Raw genomic sequence first — 19,580 nt, forward strand, 5'->3', positions numbered from 1 at the left:
GCGGCAGGCCCTTCCCCGGACGGAGAAGGGCCTGCCTGAGGAATCGATGCTTCGGTCCGCCTACCGTGTGGTCGCCAGCAGCAGGTCCGGGAGCCACAGGGCGATGCCCGGGACGAGGCACAGGATCAGGATCGCCACCGCCATCAGGATCACAAAGGGCAGCGTCCCCCAGATGATGTCCGACAGCGGGATGTCGGGGGCGATGTTCTTGATGACGAAGATGTTCAGGCCCACCGGCGGGTGGATCAGGCCCATCTCCATGGTGATGGTCATCACCACGCCGAACCACACGAGGTCGAAGCCGGCGGCCTTGAGCGGCGGCAGGATGATCGGCGCCGTCATCAGGATGATCGAGACCGGCGGCAGGAAGAAGCCCAGCGCGATCACCAACGCCAGGATGGTCAGCAGCAGCAGCCAGGGCGAGAGCTGCATCGCGACGATCGCGGCGGCGGCCGATTGCGAGATGTGCAGGTAGCTCATCACGTAGGCGTAGAGCAGCGACATGCCGATGATCAGCATCAGCATGGTCGATTCCCGCAGGGTCGCGGTCAGGATCGGCGTGACGTCGCGGAACCGCCAGACGCCGTAGATCGCGGCGATGAGCGCCAGCGCCATCAGGCCGCCGAGACCCGCGGTTTCCGAGGGCGTGGCGTAGCCGCCGTAGAGCGCCACCATCACGCCGGTGAGCAGGACCACGAAGGGCAGGACCCGCGGCAGCGTCGAGAAGCGCTGCGCCATGCTGTACTGATCGTCGGCCAGGATCGGCGAGGCCGGTCCGCCGCGCTCCATCACGGCCTTGGCCGCGGCGTATTCCGAGCGGAAGCGCACGATCGACCACGCCGCGAACAGGGCCACAAGCAGCAGCCCGGGTCCGATGCCGGCGAGGAACAGGCGTCCGAGCGACTGCTCGGCCGCCACCGCGTACAGAATCATGGTGATCGAGGGCGGCAGCAGGATTCCGAGCGTGCCGCCCGCCGCGATGATCCCGGCGGCGAAACCCGGCGAGTAGCCGCGCTTGCGCATCTCCGGGATGCCGGCCGAGCCGATCGCCGAGCAGGTTGCCGGGCTCGAGCCCGCCATAGCGGCGAACAGCGCACAGGCGAACACGTTGGCGATGCCGAGACCGCCCGGGATGCGGTGCATCCAGGCGTGCATGGCCGAGTAGAGGTCCTGCCCGGCCTTGGACCGGCCGATGGCCGCACCCTTCAGGATGAAGAGCGGGATCGACAGCAGGGTGATGGAGGCCATCTCCTCGTAGACGTTCTGCGCCACCGTATCGAGAGAGGCGCCGGGCATGAACGCCACCATGAAGGCGAGCGCCACGAAGCCGAGGGCGAAGGCGATGGGGATGCCCGAGAGCATCGCACCCAGGGTCGCGCCCGCGTACAGGAAGCCGATCGCGGCCGTGCTCATCGTTCAACCTTCGCGGAAACGGTCTGACCCATCGGATCCGGTCCTCGAGGCGCAACCTCGGGCGCCCCGTGCATGTCACGGTTGACGTCGGCCCCGAGCCCGATCTTGGGCTGTGCCCAGCCGGCGGCCCGCGGCCCGTAGGCCAGGCCCTCGGCAATCTGGAGGACGAACTGGATGCACAGCAGGCTCATCCCGACGGACATCAGCGTATAGGGGATCCAGAGGGGCGGCCCCCAGGTCGATTGCGAGACCTGCCCGTCGACCCAGGCCTCGTGATCCAGCGACCAGCTCTTCCAGGCGAAGAACAGGCAGAAGGCGAGGCTGACGATGTCGGCCAGCAGAAGGCGCACGCGGTTGGCGGCCGGCGGCAGGAGACCGGTCAGGGCCTCGATCGCGACGTGGCCGCGCTTGGCCTGGACGCCGGCGGCCGACAGGAAGGTGGCCCCGATGATCAGGAACACCGCCATCTCGTCCTGCCACTCCGTCGGTTCCTTCAGGAGATAGCGGACGACCACGCTGTGGGTCAGGACGAGGCAGGCCGCCACCAGGCAGAGGCCGCCGACCGCCAGGATCACTTGATTCAGCAGGCGCATCGTCCGGTCGAAGGCGCCGAGCAGGCCGGGCAGACGCGGCTCGGCCGCGCCCCGCGCCTCCGGAGCGGCCGTAGCCGCGTCGAAGCCGTGGCTCACGCGACCTGCTCCGCGAGCTTCAGCAGTTCCGCGCAGTTCGCGTTCTTGGCGGCGTAGTCCTTCCAGGCCGTGTTGCGGGCGAGGTCCCGCCACTGACCCAGCGACTTCTCGTCAACCTGGACGACCTTGGCCCCGGCCTTGGAGAAGATCTCCTCGACCCGAGTGTCATCCTCCTTGGCGCCGGCTTGGCCGAAGGCTTCCAGCTCGGTGCCCACCGCCATGATCAGGTCCTGCTGCTCCTTCGGCAGGCCCGAGAACACGATCTTCGACATCATGATCGGCTCGAGCATGAACCAGTAGGAGCGCTCGCGGCCCGAAGTGAGGGCCTTGGACAGCTCTTCCAGGCGGAAGGAGATCAGGCTGGTGGACGAGGTGATCACCGCATCGCAGGCGCCGGTCTGCATCGCCGCGTAGGATTCGTTCGACGGGATGGAGAGGGTGGCTGCGCCGGCCTCTTTCATCATCATGTCCATCTCGCGCGAACCGCCCCGGACCTTCATGCCCTTGGCGTCGGCCGGCGAAACGAGGGCGCGCTCGCGGCTCGCGACGCCGCCGGCCTGCCAGACCCACGAGACCAGGACGATCCCCTTGGCGTCGAGGATTTCCGAGAGCTTGCGCCCGACCGGCGCCGCCTTCCAGGCCACCGCCTGGGCATAGGACGTCACCAGCGCCGGCATCAGGCCGATATTCAGCTCCGGCACCTCGCCGCCGGCATAGGGGCTCGGATAGAGCGACATGTCGAGGGCGCCCTTGCGCATCGCGCCGAACTGGGCGTTCGTCTTCATCAGCGAGGAGCCGGGATAGACTTGGACGTCCAGGGCGCCCTTCGAGCGCTCGCCGACCATCTTGGCGAACTTCCGGCACATGCGGTCGCGGAAGTCGCCCTCGTCGATGGTGCCGCCCGGGAACTGGTGGGACAGCTTCAGCGTGGTGGCGGCCTGGGCAGAGCCCAGCCCGAACCGCAGGACCGCCGGAGCCGCGAGCGTGGCCGCGATCAGCGAGCGACGAGTTGGCGTCATGGATTTCTCCCGCACCGCAAACAACGCGGCAAAGTTTTGTGCGCCGCAATAGTGGGGCGCTTCGTTGTATGCATGGAAAACCGCCTTGTATATTTTGTCAATGCTCCAGCATAATGTTCGCGTGCGTTGGACATCCGCCGGCCTCAACGGGCGGGACGACGCGCGGCCCGACGATCGGGGGAGGAACCAGGCGCATGAGCCACGCGCAACGGCTACGGCAGCGAATCGAGGACGAGATCGTGGCGGGCGAACTCGCGCTGGGATCGCGGCTCGATGAGAATCAGCTCGCGGCCCGTTTCGGGGTCTCGCGCACGCCGATCCGCGAGGCGCTGCTGCAGCTCGCCGTGACCGGACTCGTCCAGACGAAGCCCCGGCGCGGCGCCATCGTCAGCGCGCCCGAGCCACACCTGCTGCTGGCCATGTTCGAGACGATGGCGGAAATCGAGGCGGCGTGCGGTCGCCTCGCCGCACGCCGCCTCGTGGCCGAGGATGCCGCCGCGCTGCGCGCGGCCCTCGAAGGCTGCCGCGGGGCCCTGTCGACGGAGGATACCGAGGCCTATTACGCTGAGAATTACGTGTTCCATACGGTGGTGTATCGGGCCAGCCGCAACGCCTTCCTGGCGGAGCAGGCGCTGTCACTGCATCGCCGTCTCGCGCCGTATCGGCGTCTGCAGCTGCGCGTGCGCCAGCGCTTGCCGCAATCGCTCGCCGAACACGAAGCGATCGTCGCTGCCATCATCGCCGGAGACGAAGTCGGGGCGGCCGAGGCGCTCCGGAGCCACGTCATCGTCCAGGGTGACCGGTTCACCGATCTGGTCGCGGGGTTGCGGGCGCAGAGCGCGGCCTGAAAGCTTCGACCTCTCCGGGTGCCTGACGATCATCCCGCGGCGCAGACCGCCCGCAGCGGGCCGCGAGGCCGGTGCGTCTTCATCGCCTCCTAACCGTGAAATCAGGTCGGACTGCGTAGGTGGTCCACCGGACTCGACCAGAAGTTGCAATCCCGGCATCCTTCACCCGGAACCCGGGAGGCACCATGCTGAAGGACGTTGTCAGGACTGCCGGCCGACGCGCGGGGGTGGATATCTTCCGGGCGAGCGGCGAAGCCTTCCGCTGGAGTCATACGGTCCACGATTACTACCCGGTCGTGCCGTCCGCGCGGTGGAAGCCGGGCCAGGCGCCGCACGGCCGGCTCAAAGCCGTCCTCGGCCAGAACCATGCGGCCTACGAGGCGTTCCTCACCGCCCTGGAAGCGCAGGCCGACCTGCTCCACAGCGTCCCGCACGACGCGCACGCTGCGGGTTCGGCTGCACCGCACTGGAACAACACGTGGTTCACCGCCCTCGACGGCGCCGCCCTGCTGACGATGCTGGCCTGGAAGCGCCCTGAACGATACTTCGAGATCGGCTCCGGGTGCTCGACCTGCTTCGCGCGCCACGCGATCGACACGCTGAAGCTGCCGACGCGGATCACCTCCATCGATCCGATGCCACGCCGCGAGATCGACGCCCTGTGCGACTGGACGGTCCGCAGCCCGCTGGAATCCTGCGACCTGAAGATCTTCGAGGAACTGAAGGCCGGCGACATCCTGTTCTTCGATGGATCGCATCGGTCCTTCGCGAATTCCGACGTCACGGTGTTCTTTTTCGAGGTGATGCCGCGCCTCGCGCCGGGCGTGATCGTACAGATCCACGACATCTTCATTCCGGACGATTATCCGTCAGCCTGGAATTGCCGCCTGTACAACGAGCAGTATCTTCTGGCCGCGATGCTGATGTGCGGCGCTCCGCCGTTCCGCGTGACCGTGCCGGTGATGTATATCTGTCAGGACCCGGCGATGAGCGCCCGGGTGAAGACGGTCTTTGCCGCCCGCGCGACCGGACCGGACATTCCGTTCCTCTACGCGAACGATTCCCGCACCCCGGGCGCGTCGTTCTGGTTCGAGATGACGGGGATGCCGGGCTGAGCCTTCAGGCAACCTCCGCCGCGCCGTAATTGGCGGCGATGACGGACTTCTTCCCGCGGATATGCTCGCGCATCAGGACGGCCAGGGCAGCGCCGTCCCGGGCACGGAGGAGTTCGATCATCCGTTCGTGCTCGGAGACCGCGCGGGCCCACTGATCCGGGGTCTGGTGCGCGGAATACCGCGACCTTTGAATCCGGCCGGACAGGCTCTCGTAGATATTCGCCAGAATGACGTTGCGACTGGCCGCCATGATGCCTTCGTGGATCCGGCGGTTGTGGCTGAAGTAGCCCGCCTCGTCGCCCGACTGCCAGGCCGCCACCATCGCGTCGTGGTCGACCGCGAGGGCGTCGATCTCGGCGTCGGTGATGGTGCGGCAGGCCAGGTCCCCGGCGGTCGCCTCGAGCCCGGCGATCACCTCCATCATTTCCTCGAGCTCGGTCTCCGAGATGCTGGCGACCCGCGCCCCGCGGTTCGGAAGCAGTTCGAGCAGCCCTTCCGTCGCCAGGATCTTGATCGCCTCGCGGAGCGGGGTCCGCGAGATCCCGAAGCGCTCCGTCAGCTCGCTCTCGTTGATCCGGGCCTTCGGCTCCATCTCCCCGGACCGGATCAGCTCCCGCATCCGGTCCGCGACCTCGTCGTGGAGGTAGCGGCGGCTGATGCCGATCCCGGGCTCGATCTTGTTCATGGTCCCCCGACACAAACCAGATCAGTGCGACCTGTTGTGTATGTGTAAGTCTCCGGCAATGGAGTGTCGAGGCACGAGGGCTCGATCGAGAACGCGAGCCACATGTTCCGCCTCGAGACCGAGGCCATCGTGAATCTGATGTCGGCAGCTCGTCCCGTCGGCGATCACGAGATCGTCCGGCCCGGCGGCGCGGAGGGTCGGGAACAGCGACAGCTCTGCCATGGCGAAGGATGTCTCGATGGATTCCGGCCGGTAGCCGAAGGCGCCGGCCATGCCGCAGCAGCTCGATTCGACGACCCGCAGGTCGAGCCCCGGCACGGCCCGGAGCACCGTCTCCACCGAGCCCATCACGCCGAACGACTTCTGGTGGCAATGGCCGTGCAGGTGCGCGACGCGCCCGCCCTGGTCCGCGAACGGTAGCGCGATCCGGCCCGCCGTCAGGTCTGCGGCCAGCAGCTCCTCGAACAGGACGGACTGCCGCGCCAGAAGCGCCGAATCCGCACCGGGGAGGAGCACTGTGAACTCGTCCCGGAACGTGAGCAGGCAGGATGGTTCCAGGCCGACGACCCGCGCGCCCGCGCGGACGAAGGGCAGAAGCGCGTCGAGGGTTCGGTGCGCCTCCAGCCGGGCCCGGTCCGTCTGGCCGGCGGAGAGCCACGTCCGGCCGCAGCAGAGCGGGCGCCGGCCGCGGGCCGGATAGACCCGATGCAGCCGGTAGCCCGCGGCCAGCAGCACGCGCTCGGCCGCCTCGAGATTCTCCCGCTCGAAGGCGCGGTTGAAGGTGTCGCCGAAGAGGATCACGTCGCGGAAATCCCCCGCGACGTCGTGGGTATGCGCGGGTTCGCCCTGCTCGCTCCAGGGCCGACGCCAGCGCGGCAACGAGCGCCTGGCCGACAGGCCGGCGACGCGCTCCGACAGGGCCGCGAGGGCCGGGTACCGGTCGCGCAGGTTGAGGATCGGCGCGAGCTTCGCGGCCGCCCCGGCATAGAGCGGCATCATGGCGATGAGCCGCTCGCGGAGCGGCAGCCCGTGGCGGGCGTGGTAATGGTGCAGGAACTCGATCTTCATCTTGGCCATGTCGACGCCGGTCGGGCATTCCCGGCGGCAGGCCTTGCAGGAGACGCAGAGATCGAGAGTCCGCTTCATCTCCGGGCTGGTGAAGGCCTCCTTACCGAGCTGGCCCGAGATGGCGAGCCGCAGGGAATTGGCGCGGCCGCGCGTAAGGTGCTGTTCCTCCCCCGTCACCCGGTAGGACGGGCACATGGCGCCGCCGGCGAGCTTCCGGCAGGTGCCGTTGTTGTTGCACATCTCGACGGCGGAGCCGAAGCCGCCCCAATCCGACCAGTCGAGCGCCGGCTTCATCGGCTCCGTCACCGTGTAGTCGGGCTTGAAGCGGAACAGAGACCGGTCATCCATCGCGAGCGGGCGCACGATCTTGCCGGGGTTGAGGCGGTTCTCGGGATCGAACGCGTCCTTCACGTCCTCGAAGGCGCGCGTCAGGACCGAGCCGAACAGCGGCTCGATGTATTCCGAGCGTGAGATGCCGTCGCCATGCTCGCCGGAATACGAGCCTTTGTAGCGGCGCACCAGCTCGGAGGTCTCCTCCGCGATCGCGCGCATCCGGCGGACGTCGCCAGCCTCCTTCATGTCGAGGATCGGGCGAACGTGCAGGCAGCCCACCGAGGCGTGGGCGTACCACGTGCCGCGGGTGCCGTGCTTGGCGAAGACCGCCGTGACCGCGTCTGTGTAATCGGCGAGGTGCTCCAGCGGGACGGCGCAATCCTCGATGAAGGAGACCGGCTTGGCGTCGCCCTTCATCGACATCATGATGTTGAGGCAGGCCTCGCGAACCTCCCACACCGATTTCTGGCGGGCGGGCTCGATCACCTCCACGACGGCGTCCGGGAAGCCGTGATCGGCCATGCAGGCGTCGAGGCGCTTCAGGTTGCGCGTCACGGCGGCGAGGTCGTCGCCGGCGAATTCGGTGAGCAGCAGGCAGTTCGGCTGTCCGCGGGTGATGTCGGCCAGCGTCGTGCGGAACAGCGGGATATCGGCGCCGAGCACGAGGACGTTGTTGTCGACGAGCTCGACCGCCACCGGGTCCAGGCCGACGATGTGCCGGGTCGTCTCCATGGCGGCCCGGAAGGATGGGAAGTGGCACACGCCCATCACCCGGTGCGTCGGCAGGCGCGAGAGCTTCAGCGTCACCGCCGTGGTCGCGGCCAGCGTGCCCTCGGATCCGACGAGCAGGTGCGCGAGGTTCGGCTGCGCTTCGATCAGCGCGTCGAGGTTGTAGCCGCCGACGCGGCGCTGGACCTTCGGGAAGCGCGCCTCGATCTCCGCGCGGTGGTTCACGGCGAGGCCGCGCATCCTCGCGGCCAGCGCCGCCGCCCGATCCGAGCCGTTCACGCCCGACCGGACGTCCCCGGTCAGTCCGAAGCCGAAGGCCTCGCCGTCGTGGAACAGCGCCTCCATCGACAGGACGTTGTCGCTCATCTTGCCGTAGCGCAGGGAGCGGGCGCCGCAGGAATTGTTGCCCGCCATGCCGCCGATGGTGCAGCGGGTCGCCGTCGAGGGCTCGACGGGGAAGAACCATCCGTCGGCCTTCACCCGGGCGTTCAGCCGCTCCAGCACCATGCCGGGCTCGACCGTGATCGTGCCCGCCTCCGGATCGTAGGCCCGGACGCCGTTGAAGTACCGCGAGCAGTCGACCACCAGGCCCGCCCCGATCGGCTGGCCGTTCTGCGACGTGCCGCCGCCGCGCAGGATCACCGGCGCGCCGTGTTCGGCGGCGATGCGCAGGGTTGCGGCGATGTCGGCCGCGGAACGCGGCAGCACCACGCCGGCCGGCATGATCTGGTAGATCGACGCGTCCGTGCTGTAGCGTCCACGCGTGAACGCGTCGAACCGCGCCTCGCCCTGGAGCTGCTCCGCCAGCCTGCGCGGCAATCCGGCTTCCAGGCGCGCCGCGGCCCGCGGCGCCGGCGCATGCGCCCTCGCTTCCGTCACGATCGATCCCTCCCGTGATGGGACATGCCCCCCTGACGGGAAATGTATTCAAAATTCAGTGCGGAGCAAATTGGCCGCGCTGTCGCGCTGGAGAGCGGGCTCGCGATGCCCTGTGCAGCCGTAGGCCCGGAGGGCCGTCGCAAGGGTTGCTCAGGACACCGCATGTTTCAACCCCGCGGCCGACCCGGGGAACAGGCCTCAGTGGTTGTCCCGCGGCACTCCGGAGACCTGCGCGACCCTCTGGAACTTCACCGCGCCCTTGAGCACCATGCCCTGATCGAGCTGATCGACCTGATCGCGATAGATCTCCTGCCACGGAGTCTGGGTCGCCGGGTAGGGATAGCCGCCGCGCGCCTCCAGATCCGCGCGCCGGCGGGCGAGGTCGTCGGCCGGGAGCAGGATGTCGGCGCTCCGGCGATTGAGGTCGATGCGGATACGGTCGCCGGTCTGCAACAGGGCCAGCCCGCCCCCGGCGGCCGCCTCGGGCGAGGCGTTCAGGATGGCGGGCGTCCCGGAGGTGCCGGATTGCCGGCCGTCGCCGATGCAGGGCAGAGCGGTGACACCGCGCCGGATCAGCGATCCCGGCGGCTGCATGTTCACCACCTCGGCGGCGCCGGGATAGCCGATCGGTCCGGCTCCGCGCATGATCAGGATCGTGTTCTCGTCGATGTCGAGCGCCGGGTCGTCGATCCGTGTGTGGTAGTCCTCCGGTCCGTCGAACACGATGACGCGCCCCTCGAAGGCCATCGGGTCGTTCGGATTGCGCAGGTAGCGGGCCGCGAACTCCTCGGAGATCACGCAGGTCTTCATGATCGCCGAATCGAACAGGGTACCCTTGAGGTTCAGGAAGCCCGCGCGCTCCATCAGCGGCGCGCCATGGGCGCGGATCACGTCGCGGTTCCAGCTGTGCCGGCCGCGGTAGTTCTCGCCCACGGTTCGGCCGTTGCAGGTCAGGGCGCCCTCGTGGACCTTCCCGGCGTCGATCAGCTCCGCGAAGACCGCCGGAAGGCCGCCGGCGCGAAAGTACTCCTCGCCGAGCCAGCGTCCGGCGGGCTGCATGTCCACCAGGAGAGGGATCTCGAATCCGACCCGCTCCCAGTCGTCGCAGGTCAGCGGAACACCGATATGCTTCGCGATGGCGTTGATGTGGATCGGCGCGTTGGTCGAGCCGCCGATCGCCGCGTTGGCCACGATGGCGTTCTCGAAGGCTTCGCGGGTGAGGATGTCGGAGGGCTTGAGGTCCTCCCAGACCATCTCGACGATCCGTTGGCCGGTGGCGTAGGCGGCTTGCCCGCGCTCGCGGTAGGGGGCCGGGATCGCCGCCGAGCCGGGCAGGGCGAGACCGAGCGCCTCGGCGAGCGCGTTCATCGTGGAGGCCGTGCCCATCGTGTTGCAGTGGCCCGTGGACGGCGCCGAGGATCCGACGATGTCCATGAACTGCTGGAAGTCGATGTCGCCCGCCGCGTGCCGCTCCCGGGCCTTCCAGACGATGGTGCCCGAGCCGGTCAGCTCCTTGTGGAAGTAGCCGTTGAGCATCGGCCCGACATTCAGCGAGATCGCCGGGATGTTGACCGTGGCCGCCGCCATCAGACAGGCCGGCATGGTCTTGTCGCAGCCGGTGAGCAGGACGACGCCGTCGAGGGGATAGCCGTACAGCACCTCCACCAGGGACAGGTAGGCGAGGTTTCGGTCGAGGGACGCGGTCGGACGCTTGCCGGTTTCCTGAATCGGATGGCAGGGGAATTCGAAGGCAACGCCGCCGGCCGCCGTGATGCCTTCCCGGACCCGCTTGGCGAGTTCGAGATGGTGGCGGTTGCAGGGAGACAGGTCGGACCCCGTCTGGGCGATGCCGATCAGAGGTTTGCCCGAACGCAACTCCTCCGGCGTCAGTCCATAGTTGAGGTATCGCTCCAAATAGAGCGCGGTCATGCCGGGATTGTGCGGGTTGTCGAACCACGCCTTGGAGCGCAGGTCAGATGGGGTGATCCGGCGTTTGTTGCTCATGGTCGCTTCCTCGCATCCTGTGGCCGGCGCGGACGGTCCGGCTCCTGTCTTCGGCAGCGGCCGCAGGACGCGCGACCGCGGTCGCGGCGCCCCGGACTCGGTCTTGGGATACTCCGGCGCATCAGGCAGGGCAGCCTCATCGGCGCTGGATCGATTTCAGGACAGCATCCGCGTGTCACCGTCGATGGAAATGGCCTGACCCGAGATGGTCCGGCCGCGGGGCGAGCAAAGCAGCAGGATCTGGTCGGCGAGCTGCCGGGCGGTGACGTAGTCCTTGACCGAAACGAACGAGAAGGCGCGGGCTTCCATCTCGGCGAAGCTCGTGCCCTGCTGCTGGGCCTTCGATTCGAGCACCCGGCGCTGCCGGTCGCCGGCCACCAAGCCCGGCAGGATCGCATTCACCCGGATGCCGGACCCGCCGAGTTCGATCGCCAAAGACTTGGTGAAGCCGATGACCCCCCATTTGGCCGCCGCGTAGGGGCTGCGCAGGGCGAAGCCGAACTTGCCGGCCGCCGAGGACAGATTGACGATCGAGGCATTCGGGCTTTGGCGCAGATGGGGCACCGCGAGGCGCGCGCAGTTGAACTGGCTGGTCAGGCACACGGTGAGACATCGGTCCCACTCTTCGGGGGCGATCTCCTCGACCCGGCCGGTCGGGCCGGCGATGCCGGCATTGTTGATCAGCACGTCGAGGCCACCGAGGAACTCGACCGCGCGGTCCATCATCGTGGCGACGCCATCGCGGTCGGCGACATCGGTCCGGATACGGCCGACCGCGTCCGGCAGACCGGCCAGGGCCTCGCTGTCTACGTCGCAGGCGAAGACACGCGCCCCTTCCTCCAGGAAGGTTTCGACGATCCCGCGGCCGATTCCGGCAGCACCCGCCGTCACCAGGACACGCAGGCCGGCAATCCCCAGATCCATGATCAGTCCTCTCCCTGAACGTCCCGCAATCCGCCGCGGGTCAAGATGAACTCCGCGGCTTCCCGGATGTCGGCCGCGATCGCGGCGGCGGCGGCCGCGCCGTCCCGGTTCTCGATCGCCACCACGGCCTCGGCGTGCCGCCGAAGCGCGAAACCCTGGCGCAGCCGCTCCGGATGGGCGCGCAGATCCAGATTGATCACCGGGCCCGCCTTCAGCCAGAGCCGGGCGATGATCTCCTGCAGGGGACCGAGTCCGCAGGCACCGTAGATCGCGAAATGCAGATCGCGGTTGAGTTGCACCGCGCGCGCCCGGTCGGGCTCTGCCGCCTCCGCTTCCGCCCGGAACGCGGCCTCGGTCCGCCGGATCGCTGCGAGTTCAGTGGCGGTCCTTAGCTCGGCCGCACGGGCCACGGCGATGCCCTCCACGGCGATGCGGGTCTCGACCAGAGCCCGGAAGGCGTCCGCGCTCATGACCGGCACCCGGATCACTCGGTTCGGAGCCACTTCCAGCACGCCGTCCGCCGCCAGACGGCTCACCGCCTCGCGGACCGGCATGACCGAGACGCCGAGCGCCGCCGCGCTCTGGCGCAGGGACAGCCGGTCGCCCGGCGCCAGCCGTCCCGAGGCCAGGAGGTCCGACAGCGCTTCGTAGACGGTGTCGGACAGGGTCCGCCGTTCGAGCAGAGGCAGTTCGGCAAGGACCGATGTGGAATTCATATGCCGACCCTAGACGGATCCGGCACTATCGCGCTAGTGATCTGTGATCACAGTTTGGGTGAGGGCCGCCAGAGCCCACAACAACAACCCGGCTGGAGGAAACGCACGGGAGCGGAACGATGACGGACCGGTTCGGGGATTCCCTTTCTCGCCGCAGCCTTCTGAAAGCCGGCAGCGCGGCGCTTCTCGCGCCGGCTCTTGCGAGCCCGGCCCTGTCGCAGGGTCAGTCAGACGTGATCCGGATCGGGCACCTGACGCCGCGGACCGGATTCCTCGGACCGCTCGGCGAGTTCGCCGTGCAGGCGGCGCAGCTCGCGGTCGAGGAGATCAATGCCGCGGGCGGCATCGCGGGTCGGAAGGTCGAGCTTCTCTCCGAGGACAGCGTCAACCCGCAGACCGCCTCGGCCAAGGCCGAGCGCATGGTCCAGCGGGACCGCGTGGCGTGCCTCGTCGGCGAGATCAACTCGGCTTCGGCGCTGGCGATCAGCCAGGTGGCTCAGCGGGAGAAGATCCTGTTCATCAACACCGGCGCCAATTCGGACGCGCTGCGCGGCTCCGACTGCAAGCGCTTCATGTTCCACGTCGAATCGCAGAACACCATGATGGTGCGCGCCTGCGGGCGCGCGCTGCTCGACCGGGGCCTGATCAAGGGTCGCAAGGTCTACGCGCTCACAGCCGACTACGCCTTCGGCCACGATCTGTTGAAGCAGGCCAAGAAATACTTCGCGGCCAACGACGCGACGCTCGTCGGCGAGGATCTGATCCCCACCGAGCTCACGGACTTCTCGCCCTTCCTGCTCAAGCTCCGTCAGGCCAAGCCGGACCTCGTGATCTGCAACCTCGCGGGCGCGCAGATCACCAATTTCCTCAAGCAGTACAGCGAGTTCGGCCTGCCGTTCCCGGTCGCCGGCTTCGGCTTCGACACGGCGCTCGCCTGGGGTGCCGGGCCCGGCAACTTCCTCGGAACCTGGCCGGTGATCTGGCATCACCAGATCGACTCGCCCTCGGCGAAGACGTTCGTCGCCGCCTTCAAGGCCAAGTACAAGAAGCCGCCGGAGAACCAGGGCTGGGGTGACTACACCGCGCTCAAGATCGTTGCGCAGTCGATGAACGAGCTGAAGGCGACCGAGTCGATCAAGGTGGTCGAGCACCTGGAATCGGGCGCGAAGTTCGACATCGCCAAGGTCCGCGAGGGCTATTTCCGCCCGTGGGACCACGAATTGATGCAGGAGATGTTCGCGATCACCGCCCTGCCGGCGGATCAGGTCAAGAACCCCTACGACATCTTCACCTCGACCGGGCCGCTCCCCGGTCCCGGCGAGAGCCTGGAGGTCCTCGCCACCACCCGTGACGAGAACGCCTGCACCTTCCCGGCGTGAGGCCGTCATGCAGCTCGTCTTCATCCTGGAGCAGGTGCTCAACGGCCTGCTGATCGGCGTGCAATATCTGCTGATCGCGCTTGGCCTGTCGCTGATCTTCAGCCTCGGCGGCATCGTGAACCTCGCTCACGGTGCCTTCTACGCCATCGGCGCCTACCTGACCGTGCTGCTGACGCCCTCGATCGGTTTCGGCGGCGCCCTCATTGCATCTCCCCTGGCGGTGGGGGTGCTCGGGCTTGTGATCGAGCGCTTCCTGTTGCGGCGCTTCTACCGCGGCGATCCGACCCTCGGCCTGCTCCTCACATTCGGACTCGCCATGGTGGCCGAGCAGGCCCTGCGCATGGCCTTCGGGGCGGCGCCGGTGCCGTTCGGGATCCCGACATGGCTGCGCGGTCAGGTCTTCATCGGCGACCTGATCTACTCGCGCTACCGGCTCTCGATCCTCGTGGTGGCTGTGGCCTGCGTGGCCGGCCTTTGGCTGCTCCTGACCCGCACCAGCTTTGGGCGCGTGGTCCGGGCCGGCGTGCAGAACCCCGACATGGTCGCGGCCCTCGGCATCTCGCTCCGGCCCTACATGACCGCCGTTGTCACCATCGCGGTGGGACTCGCGGCGCTGGCCGGGACCATGATGGCCCCGGTCACAGGGGTCCAGCCCGCCATGGGCGCCGAGATCCTCACCTTCGCCTTCGTGGTGGTGGTGATCGGCGGCCTCGGCTCTTTCTGGGGGGTGGTGCTCGCCGCGCTGATCGTCGGCGTGGTCCGGGGCCTCACCGCCTACGCCTATCCGCCGGCCACCGAGGCCGCCGTCTACGCCCTCATGGTGCTCGTCCTGCTGCTGCGCCCGCGCGGCCTGTTCGGCGAGCACATCGCCCGGTTCGAGTGAGCGGAGAGCGTCCCATGTCTGGAACCGCCGAGCCGCTGCCGCTCGCCCTGCCGCAGCGCGGCCTGATCCTGCGCGAGAGCCGCCAGCTCTGGGCGGCGCTCGCCGCCCTCATCGTCCTGCCCTTCGCCCTCGACGCCATCGGCCTGACGCTGATCACCGCCACCGACGTGGTGATCTTCGCCCTGGCCGTGCTCGGCCTGAACATCCTGGTCGGCTGGACCGGGCTCACCTCCTTCGGCCATGGGGCCTGGTTCGGGATCGGCGCCTACGCGGTGGCGATCCTGCAGACGCGGCTTGTCCCCGGCGACATGGCGCTGCCGCTCCTCGGCGCCCTGGCGATCACCGGAGTCGCGGCTCTGGCGGCCGGAGCCCTGATCTTGCGACGGCGGGGTGTCTACTTCTCGCTGCTGACGCTCGCCTTCACGGCGATGCTCTACGCCATCGCGTTCCGCTGGACCGACCTGACCGGCGGCGAGAACGGCATCGGCAACCTGCACCGCTGGGCGGTGCTGCAGGAGCCCGGCGCCTACTACGCGGCGGTGTCGGGTATCGCCTTCGCGGTGCTGGTCGCGCTCTGGCGGTTCCGGCGCTCGCCGATGGGCACGGTACTCGTGGCGATCCGCGAGAACGAGCAGCGTGCCGGCTTCCTCGGCTACGCCACCAACCGCTACAAGCTCGCGGCCTTCGTGATCTCGGCGACGATCACCGGGCTGGCCGGGGCGCTCTCGGCCTACAGTCATCGCTTCACCTCGGCCGACCCGATCTCCATCGCGTTCTCGGGCGAACTGCTCGCCATGGTGGTGATCGGCGGGATGCGCTCGTTCCTCGGGCCGGCCCTCGGCGCGCTGTTCTACATCCTGTTCCGCGAGTTCCTGTCGATCTACACCGCCGACTGGCTGCTGTATTTCGGGCTGCTGTTCGTCGCCTTCATCGTGTTCTCGCCGGACGGGCTGGTCGGCATCGCAGCGCGCCTGCTCAAGCCGTTCCGGCGCGTGCCGACCGAAGGTGCGGCCATGGCGGCCCGCCGCGCCGGCGCCTCGGGCCGCGTCCCGGCGCGCTTCATCGCCGAGGGACGCGGCACGGGACCGGTTCTCGTCGCCGATGCCATCAGGAAGAACTTCGGCCCCGTGAACGCGGTGCGGGGCGTCTCCTTCGCGGTGGCGGACAAGACGCTTCACGCCCTGATCGGCCCCAACGGTGCCGGCAAGACCACGGCCTTCAATCTGCTCTCCGGCATGTTCCGGCCGAGCGGCGGCAGCATCCGCCTCGACGGTCAAGAGATCGCCGGCCTGGAACCGCACGCGATCACCCGGGCCGGACTCGGGCGCTCGTTCCAGATCACCAACCTGTTCCCGGGCCTCTCGGTGGAGGAGAACGTCCGCTTGGCGGTGCAGGCGCGCCACGCGGCGCATTTCAGCCCCTGGCGGGATGCCCTTTCGATCCGCGCGATCGCCGACGACACCGCCGAGCTGCTGCGCTGGACGGGCCTCGCCGGGATCGAGCGGGCCGAGGCCGGCAGCCTGTCCTACGGCGGCCAGCGGCTCCTCGACATGGGGCTGGCGCTGGCCACGCAACCCCGCGTGCTGCTTCTCGACGAGCCGCTCGCCGGCTTGGCCGCCGCCGAGCGCGAGCGCGTCGGCGAGCTGATCAAGGCGCTCTCGGCCGACATCCCGGTCCTGCTCGTGGAGCACGACATCGACCGCGTGTTCCGTCTGGCCGACCGCGTCACCGTGATGGCCGACGGCGCCGTGCTGGTCGACGGCTCCGTCGCGGATGCCCGGGACGATGCCCGGGTCCAGGCGGTTTACCTCGGATCGGGCACGGCGGCGATCGCCGCGAAGCCGCGCGCCAGCGCCGCCGAGGCCGAGACGCTGCTCGCCATGGAGGGCGTCGATACCTTCTATGGCAAGTCGCACATCCTCAACGGGGTCACCCTCACGGTGAACCGGGGTGAGGTGGTGGCGCTCCTCGGCCGCAACGGCGCCGGCAAGTCGACCCTGCTCAAGACGTTGATCGGCACAGCATCACCGGCCGCCGGCCGGATCGTGCTCGCCAACCGGGACATCGCGGGCCTCTCGCCCGACAAGATCGCCCGGCTCGGCATCGGCTACGTGCCGCAGGGGCGGGCGCTGTTCGCCGGGATGAGCGTCGCCGAGAATCTGGGCCTCGGTCGTCTGCGGCGGCTCACCGGTGCCGGCATCCATTGGGACGAGGAGAAGGTTCTGGAGTTCTTCCCGCGGCTCAAGGAGCGCTGGACCGTCGATGCCGCCCGCCTGTCGGGCGGCGAGCAGCAGATGGTGGCGGTGGCGCGCGCGCTGTCGGGCGATACGCGGCTCCTGCTTCTCGACGAGCCGTTCGAAGGCCTGTCGCCGGCCGTGACCGAGGAGCTGTTCGAGGCCTTCGACCGGCTGCGCCGCGAGATCGCGATCATCCTGGTGGACCATCACCTCGATCTGGCGCTGGCCCTGTCCGACCGGACCGTAGCGCTGGAGCGGGGCAGCGTGCAGTGGGCGGGCGAGTCGCGCCTCTTGCGCGAAAATCAGGAGCTGAGACGGAAGGTGCTGTGGCTATGACCGAAAGCGTCGCAATTGTCGGCGCCGGCCTGATCGGCCGGGCCTGGGCGATGATCTTCGCCCGTGCCGGCTGGGACGTGCGGCTGTTCGATTCCGCCGAAGGGGTCGGCGAGGCCGCGCTCCCGCTCTGCGCCGAAGGACTCCGCACCCTGGCGGCCAACGGGCTCTGTACCGATCCAGAGGGAGCTGCCGGGCGCATCCGGAGCGCGGGGAGTCTCGCCGCCGCCCTCGACGGTGTGGACTTCGTCCAGGAGAACGGGCCCGAGCGGCTCGACGTCAAGCGGACCCTCTTTGCCGAGCTCGATGCCCACGCGCCGCGGGACGCGGTGATCGCGTCGTCCTCATCGGCCATCCGCTGCTCGCTGTTCACCGAGGATCTGCCGGGTCGGGCGCGCTGCCTCATCGGCCATCCGGTGAATCCGCCGCACCTGATCCCGCTCGTGGAGATTTCCGGCGCGCCCTGGACCGATCCGGCGACTCTGGCACGAGCGCGAGCGGTGTACGAGGCCATCGGACAGGTCCCCATCACGGTGCTGAAGGAGATCGAGGGCTTCATCCTCAACCGGCTTCAGGGCGCCCTGCTGGCGGAGGCGTTCCGTCTCGCCTCGGAGGGCTATGTCACCCCGCAGGATCTCGACAAGACCGTCGCGGACGGGCTCGGCCTGCGCTGGAGCTTCATGGGACCGTTCGAGACGATCGAGCTGAACGCGCCGGGCGGCATCGCCGATTACTGCGCCCGCTATACCGGCTTCTACAAAAGCCTGGCCGCCGATCCGGCGCCGCCTTCGGTCTACGAGGCGCCGGCCACCGAGGCGATCCTGGCCAAGTGGCAGCCGCCGGACGATCTACCCGCACGCATGGACCGCCGCGACACGCGGCTGGCGGCGCTCCGGGCCCACAAGGCTTCACAGAAGGACTGAGCATGGCCTCACAGCGGAAAGTCATCATCACCTGCGCGGTGACGGGCGCGATCCACACGCCCAGCATGTCGCCGCACCTGCCCGTGACGCCCGAGGAGATCGCCGACGCCGCCATCGGCGCCGCCGAGGCCGGCGCCGCCATCGTGCATCTGCATGCCCGCAATCCGGTGAACGGCCAGCCCGACCAGACACCCGAGGCCTTCGCCAAGTTCCTGCCGGTGATCAAGCAGCGCTCGAACTGCGTGGTGAACATCACCACCGGCGGCGCGCCGACCATGTCGATCGAGGAGCGGGTGCGCCCGGCCGCGACCTTTCAGCCGGAGGTCGCCTCCCTGAACCTCGGCTCGATGAATTTCGGCCTGTTCGGGATGCTCGACCGCTTCAAGGACCTGAAGCATCAGTGGGAGCGGGACTATCTCGGCAACAAGGACATCATCTTCCGCAACACCTTCGGCCAGATCGAGCACATCCTGACGACCTGCGGTCCGAACGGGACGAAATTCGAGTTCGAGTGCTACGACACCGCGCATCTCTACAATCTGAAATACTTTTTCGACCGCGGCCTCGTGCAAGCGCCGCTGTTCATCCAGACGGTGTTCGGACTGCAGGGCGGGATCGGCGCGCATCCCGACGACGTGATGCACATGAAGCGCACCGCCGATCGGCTGTTTGGCGATCAGTACCGCTGGTCGGTGCTCGGGGCGGGCCGCAACCAGATGAACATCGCCGCCATGGCGGCCGCGATGGGCGGCAACGTCCGCGTCGGCCTTGAGGACAGCCTGTGGGACGGGCCCGGCAAGCTCGCCGAGACCAACGCCGCGCAGGTGCGCCGCGTCCGGTCGATCATCGAGGGGCTCGGCCTCGCCGTCGCGTCGCCCGATGAGGCGCGCGAGATGCTGGCGCTGAAGGGCGGCGACAAGGTCGCGTTCTGACAGCGCGTCCTGCGAATCGGGACAGTGCGTCGCGATTGGCGAAGCGCACTGTCCCCCGCCGCGGGGTTTCGCGATCCCGGGCCCTCCTGGCGACCAGGGCAAAGCCGCTCAGCGGAGCGAGCCATCGGCGAGCGTGCCCGGCTGGATGTTCCCGCTCCGCGCAAAAGCCGGGTCGGCAGCCTCTCAAGGCTGACCGAACACCCGTTCGAGATCCGCCTCGATGACGCCGTCGATCTCCAGGATCTTCAACCGGCTCTGATCGCCGGCGACGATGCGGACCGAGCGGCGTCCGACCTTGAGCGCCTTGGCGATCATCGCCACGAGGGCCTCGTTGGCGGCACCCTCCACCGGTGGCGCCGCGACGCGCGCCTTCAGGTAGGGCTGGCCCTTCTCGTCCCGTGCCCAGCCCTCCGCCACGTCGCGGCCGCCACGCGGCGTAAGGCGGACAGCCAGCCGGGTCACCACGGGCGA

Annotated in this window: 16 protein-coding genes; 7 read left to right on the forward strand and 9 right to left on the reverse strand. The window is 68.7% G+C overall.

Translation table 11 applies throughout. The features are described 5' to 3' along the window. Positions 1-60: 60 nt before the first annotated feature. From PQI07_RS17750 to dctP, 3 genes are read right to left on the reverse strand one after another with little or no spacing between them, the layout of a single operon-like run. Entirely contained in the window at positions 61-1,413 is a 1,353-nt protein-coding gene (locus PQI07_RS17750; RefSeq protein ID WP_043356157.1) for a TRAP transporter large permease, read from the reverse strand. After that, positions 1,410-2,102: a TRAP transporter small permease gene (locus tag PQI07_RS17755; RefSeq protein ID WP_043380051.1), complete on the reverse strand. Its 693-nt coding sequence runs from the start codon at positions 2,100-2,102 to the stop codon at positions 1,410-1,412. The genes PQI07_RS17750 and PQI07_RS17755 overlap by 4 nt, the downstream gene beginning before the upstream one ends. Next, the gene (gene dctP / locus PQI07_RS17760) at positions 2,099-3,121 is read right to left on the reverse strand and encodes a TRAP transporter substrate-binding protein DctP (RefSeq protein ID WP_043353295.1); all 1,023 of its coding nucleotides are present in this window, start codon (positions 3,119-3,121) and stop codon (positions 2,099-2,101) included. Before dctP ends, PQI07_RS17755 begins: the two co-directional genes overlap by 4 nt. Positions 3,122-3,315: 194 nt before the next feature. On the opposite strand from dctP, the gene PQI07_RS17765 reads away from it, so the two are divergent. After that, on the forward strand, positions 3,316-3,969 hold the full coding sequence (locus tag PQI07_RS17765) for a GntR family transcriptional regulator (protein ID WP_043353293.1): 654 nt from the start codon (positions 3,316-3,318) through the stop codon (positions 3,967-3,969). Positions 3,970-4,154: 185 nt separating this feature from the next. Beyond that, a complete protein-coding gene (locus tag PQI07_RS17770) occupies positions 4,155-5,084 on the forward strand; it encodes a class I SAM-dependent methyltransferase (protein WP_043758105.1) in 930 nt (309 codons plus the stop codon). 4 nt (positions 5,085-5,088) lie between these two features. Here the strand turns inward: PQI07_RS17770 and PQI07_RS17775 are convergent, their stop codons facing one another. The 5 genes from PQI07_RS17775 to PQI07_RS17795 form a co-directional block, all read right to left on the reverse strand. Then, positions 5,089-5,769 carry a GntR family transcriptional regulator gene (locus PQI07_RS17775; protein ID WP_043353288.1) on the reverse strand — a complete coding sequence of 227 codons (681 nt, stop codon included), beginning with the start codon at positions 5,767-5,769 and terminating at the stop codon, positions 5,089-5,091. 21 nt (positions 5,770-5,790) lie between these two features. Beyond that, entirely contained in the window at positions 5,791-8,778 is a 2,988-nt protein-coding gene (locus PQI07_RS17780) for an FAD-binding and (Fe-S)-binding domain-containing protein (RefSeq protein WP_274927093.1), read from the reverse strand. Positions 8,779-8,976: 198 nt separating this feature from the next. Continuing rightward, entirely contained in the window at positions 8,977-10,782 is a 1,806-nt protein-coding gene (locus tag PQI07_RS17785) for an IlvD/Edd family dehydratase (protein WP_274927094.1), read from the reverse strand. Positions 10,783-10,938: 156 nt separating this feature from the next. After that, entirely contained in the window at positions 10,939-11,706 is a 768-nt protein-coding gene (locus PQI07_RS17790; RefSeq protein ID WP_274927095.1) for an SDR family oxidoreductase, read from the reverse strand. 2 nt (positions 11,707-11,708) lie between these two features. Next, positions 11,709-12,422 carry a GntR family transcriptional regulator gene (locus PQI07_RS17795; RefSeq protein ID WP_043353275.1) on the reverse strand — a complete coding sequence of 238 codons (714 nt, stop codon included), beginning with the start codon at positions 12,420-12,422 and terminating at the stop codon, positions 11,709-11,711. Positions 12,423-12,541: 119 nt separating this feature from the next. On the opposite strand from PQI07_RS17795, the gene PQI07_RS17800 reads away from it, so the two are divergent. From PQI07_RS17800 to kce, 5 genes are read left to right on the forward strand one after another with little or no spacing between them, the layout of a single operon-like run. Further along, entirely contained in the window at positions 12,542-13,801 is a 1,260-nt protein-coding gene (locus PQI07_RS17800; protein ID WP_274927096.1) for an ABC transporter substrate-binding protein, read from the forward strand. A 7-nt stretch (positions 13,802-13,808) separates the two neighbouring features. After that, positions 13,809-14,684 carry a branched-chain amino acid ABC transporter permease gene (locus PQI07_RS17805; RefSeq protein ID WP_043353271.1) on the forward strand — a complete coding sequence of 292 codons (876 nt, stop codon included), beginning with the start codon at positions 13,809-13,811 and terminating at the stop codon, positions 14,682-14,684. A 14-nt stretch (positions 14,685-14,698) separates the two neighbouring features. Next, positions 14,699-17,257, forward strand: a complete 2,559-nt coding sequence (locus PQI07_RS17810) for a branched-chain amino acid ABC transporter ATP-binding protein/permease (protein WP_274927097.1) — start codon at positions 14,699-14,701, stop codon at positions 17,255-17,257. After that, entirely contained in the window at positions 17,254-18,177 is a 924-nt protein-coding gene (locus tag PQI07_RS17815) for a 3-hydroxyacyl-CoA dehydrogenase (protein WP_274927744.1), read from the forward strand. Before PQI07_RS17810 ends, PQI07_RS17815 begins: the two co-directional genes overlap by 4 nt. Before the next feature lie 2 nt (positions 18,178-18,179). Beyond that, entirely contained in the window at positions 18,180-19,109 is a 930-nt protein-coding gene (gene kce, locus PQI07_RS17820; protein ID WP_043380028.1) for a 3,5-dioxohexanoate:acetyl-CoA acetone transferase, read from the forward strand. Positions 19,110-19,292: 183 nt separating this feature from the next. On the opposite strand, the gene PQI07_RS17825 is transcribed toward kce, so the two are convergent. Beyond that, a complete protein-coding gene (locus tag PQI07_RS17825; protein WP_043380025.1) occupies positions 19,293-19,574 on the reverse strand; it encodes a DUF167 family protein in 282 nt (93 codons plus the stop codon). Positions 19,575-19,580 lie beyond the last annotated feature (6 nt).

The sequence above is a fragment of the Methylobacterium sp. 092160098-2 genome, assembly GCF_028920805.1.
GTDB classification, from domain to species: Bacteria; Pseudomonadota; Alphaproteobacteria; order Rhizobiales; family Beijerinckiaceae; genus Methylobacterium; species Methylobacterium fujisawaense.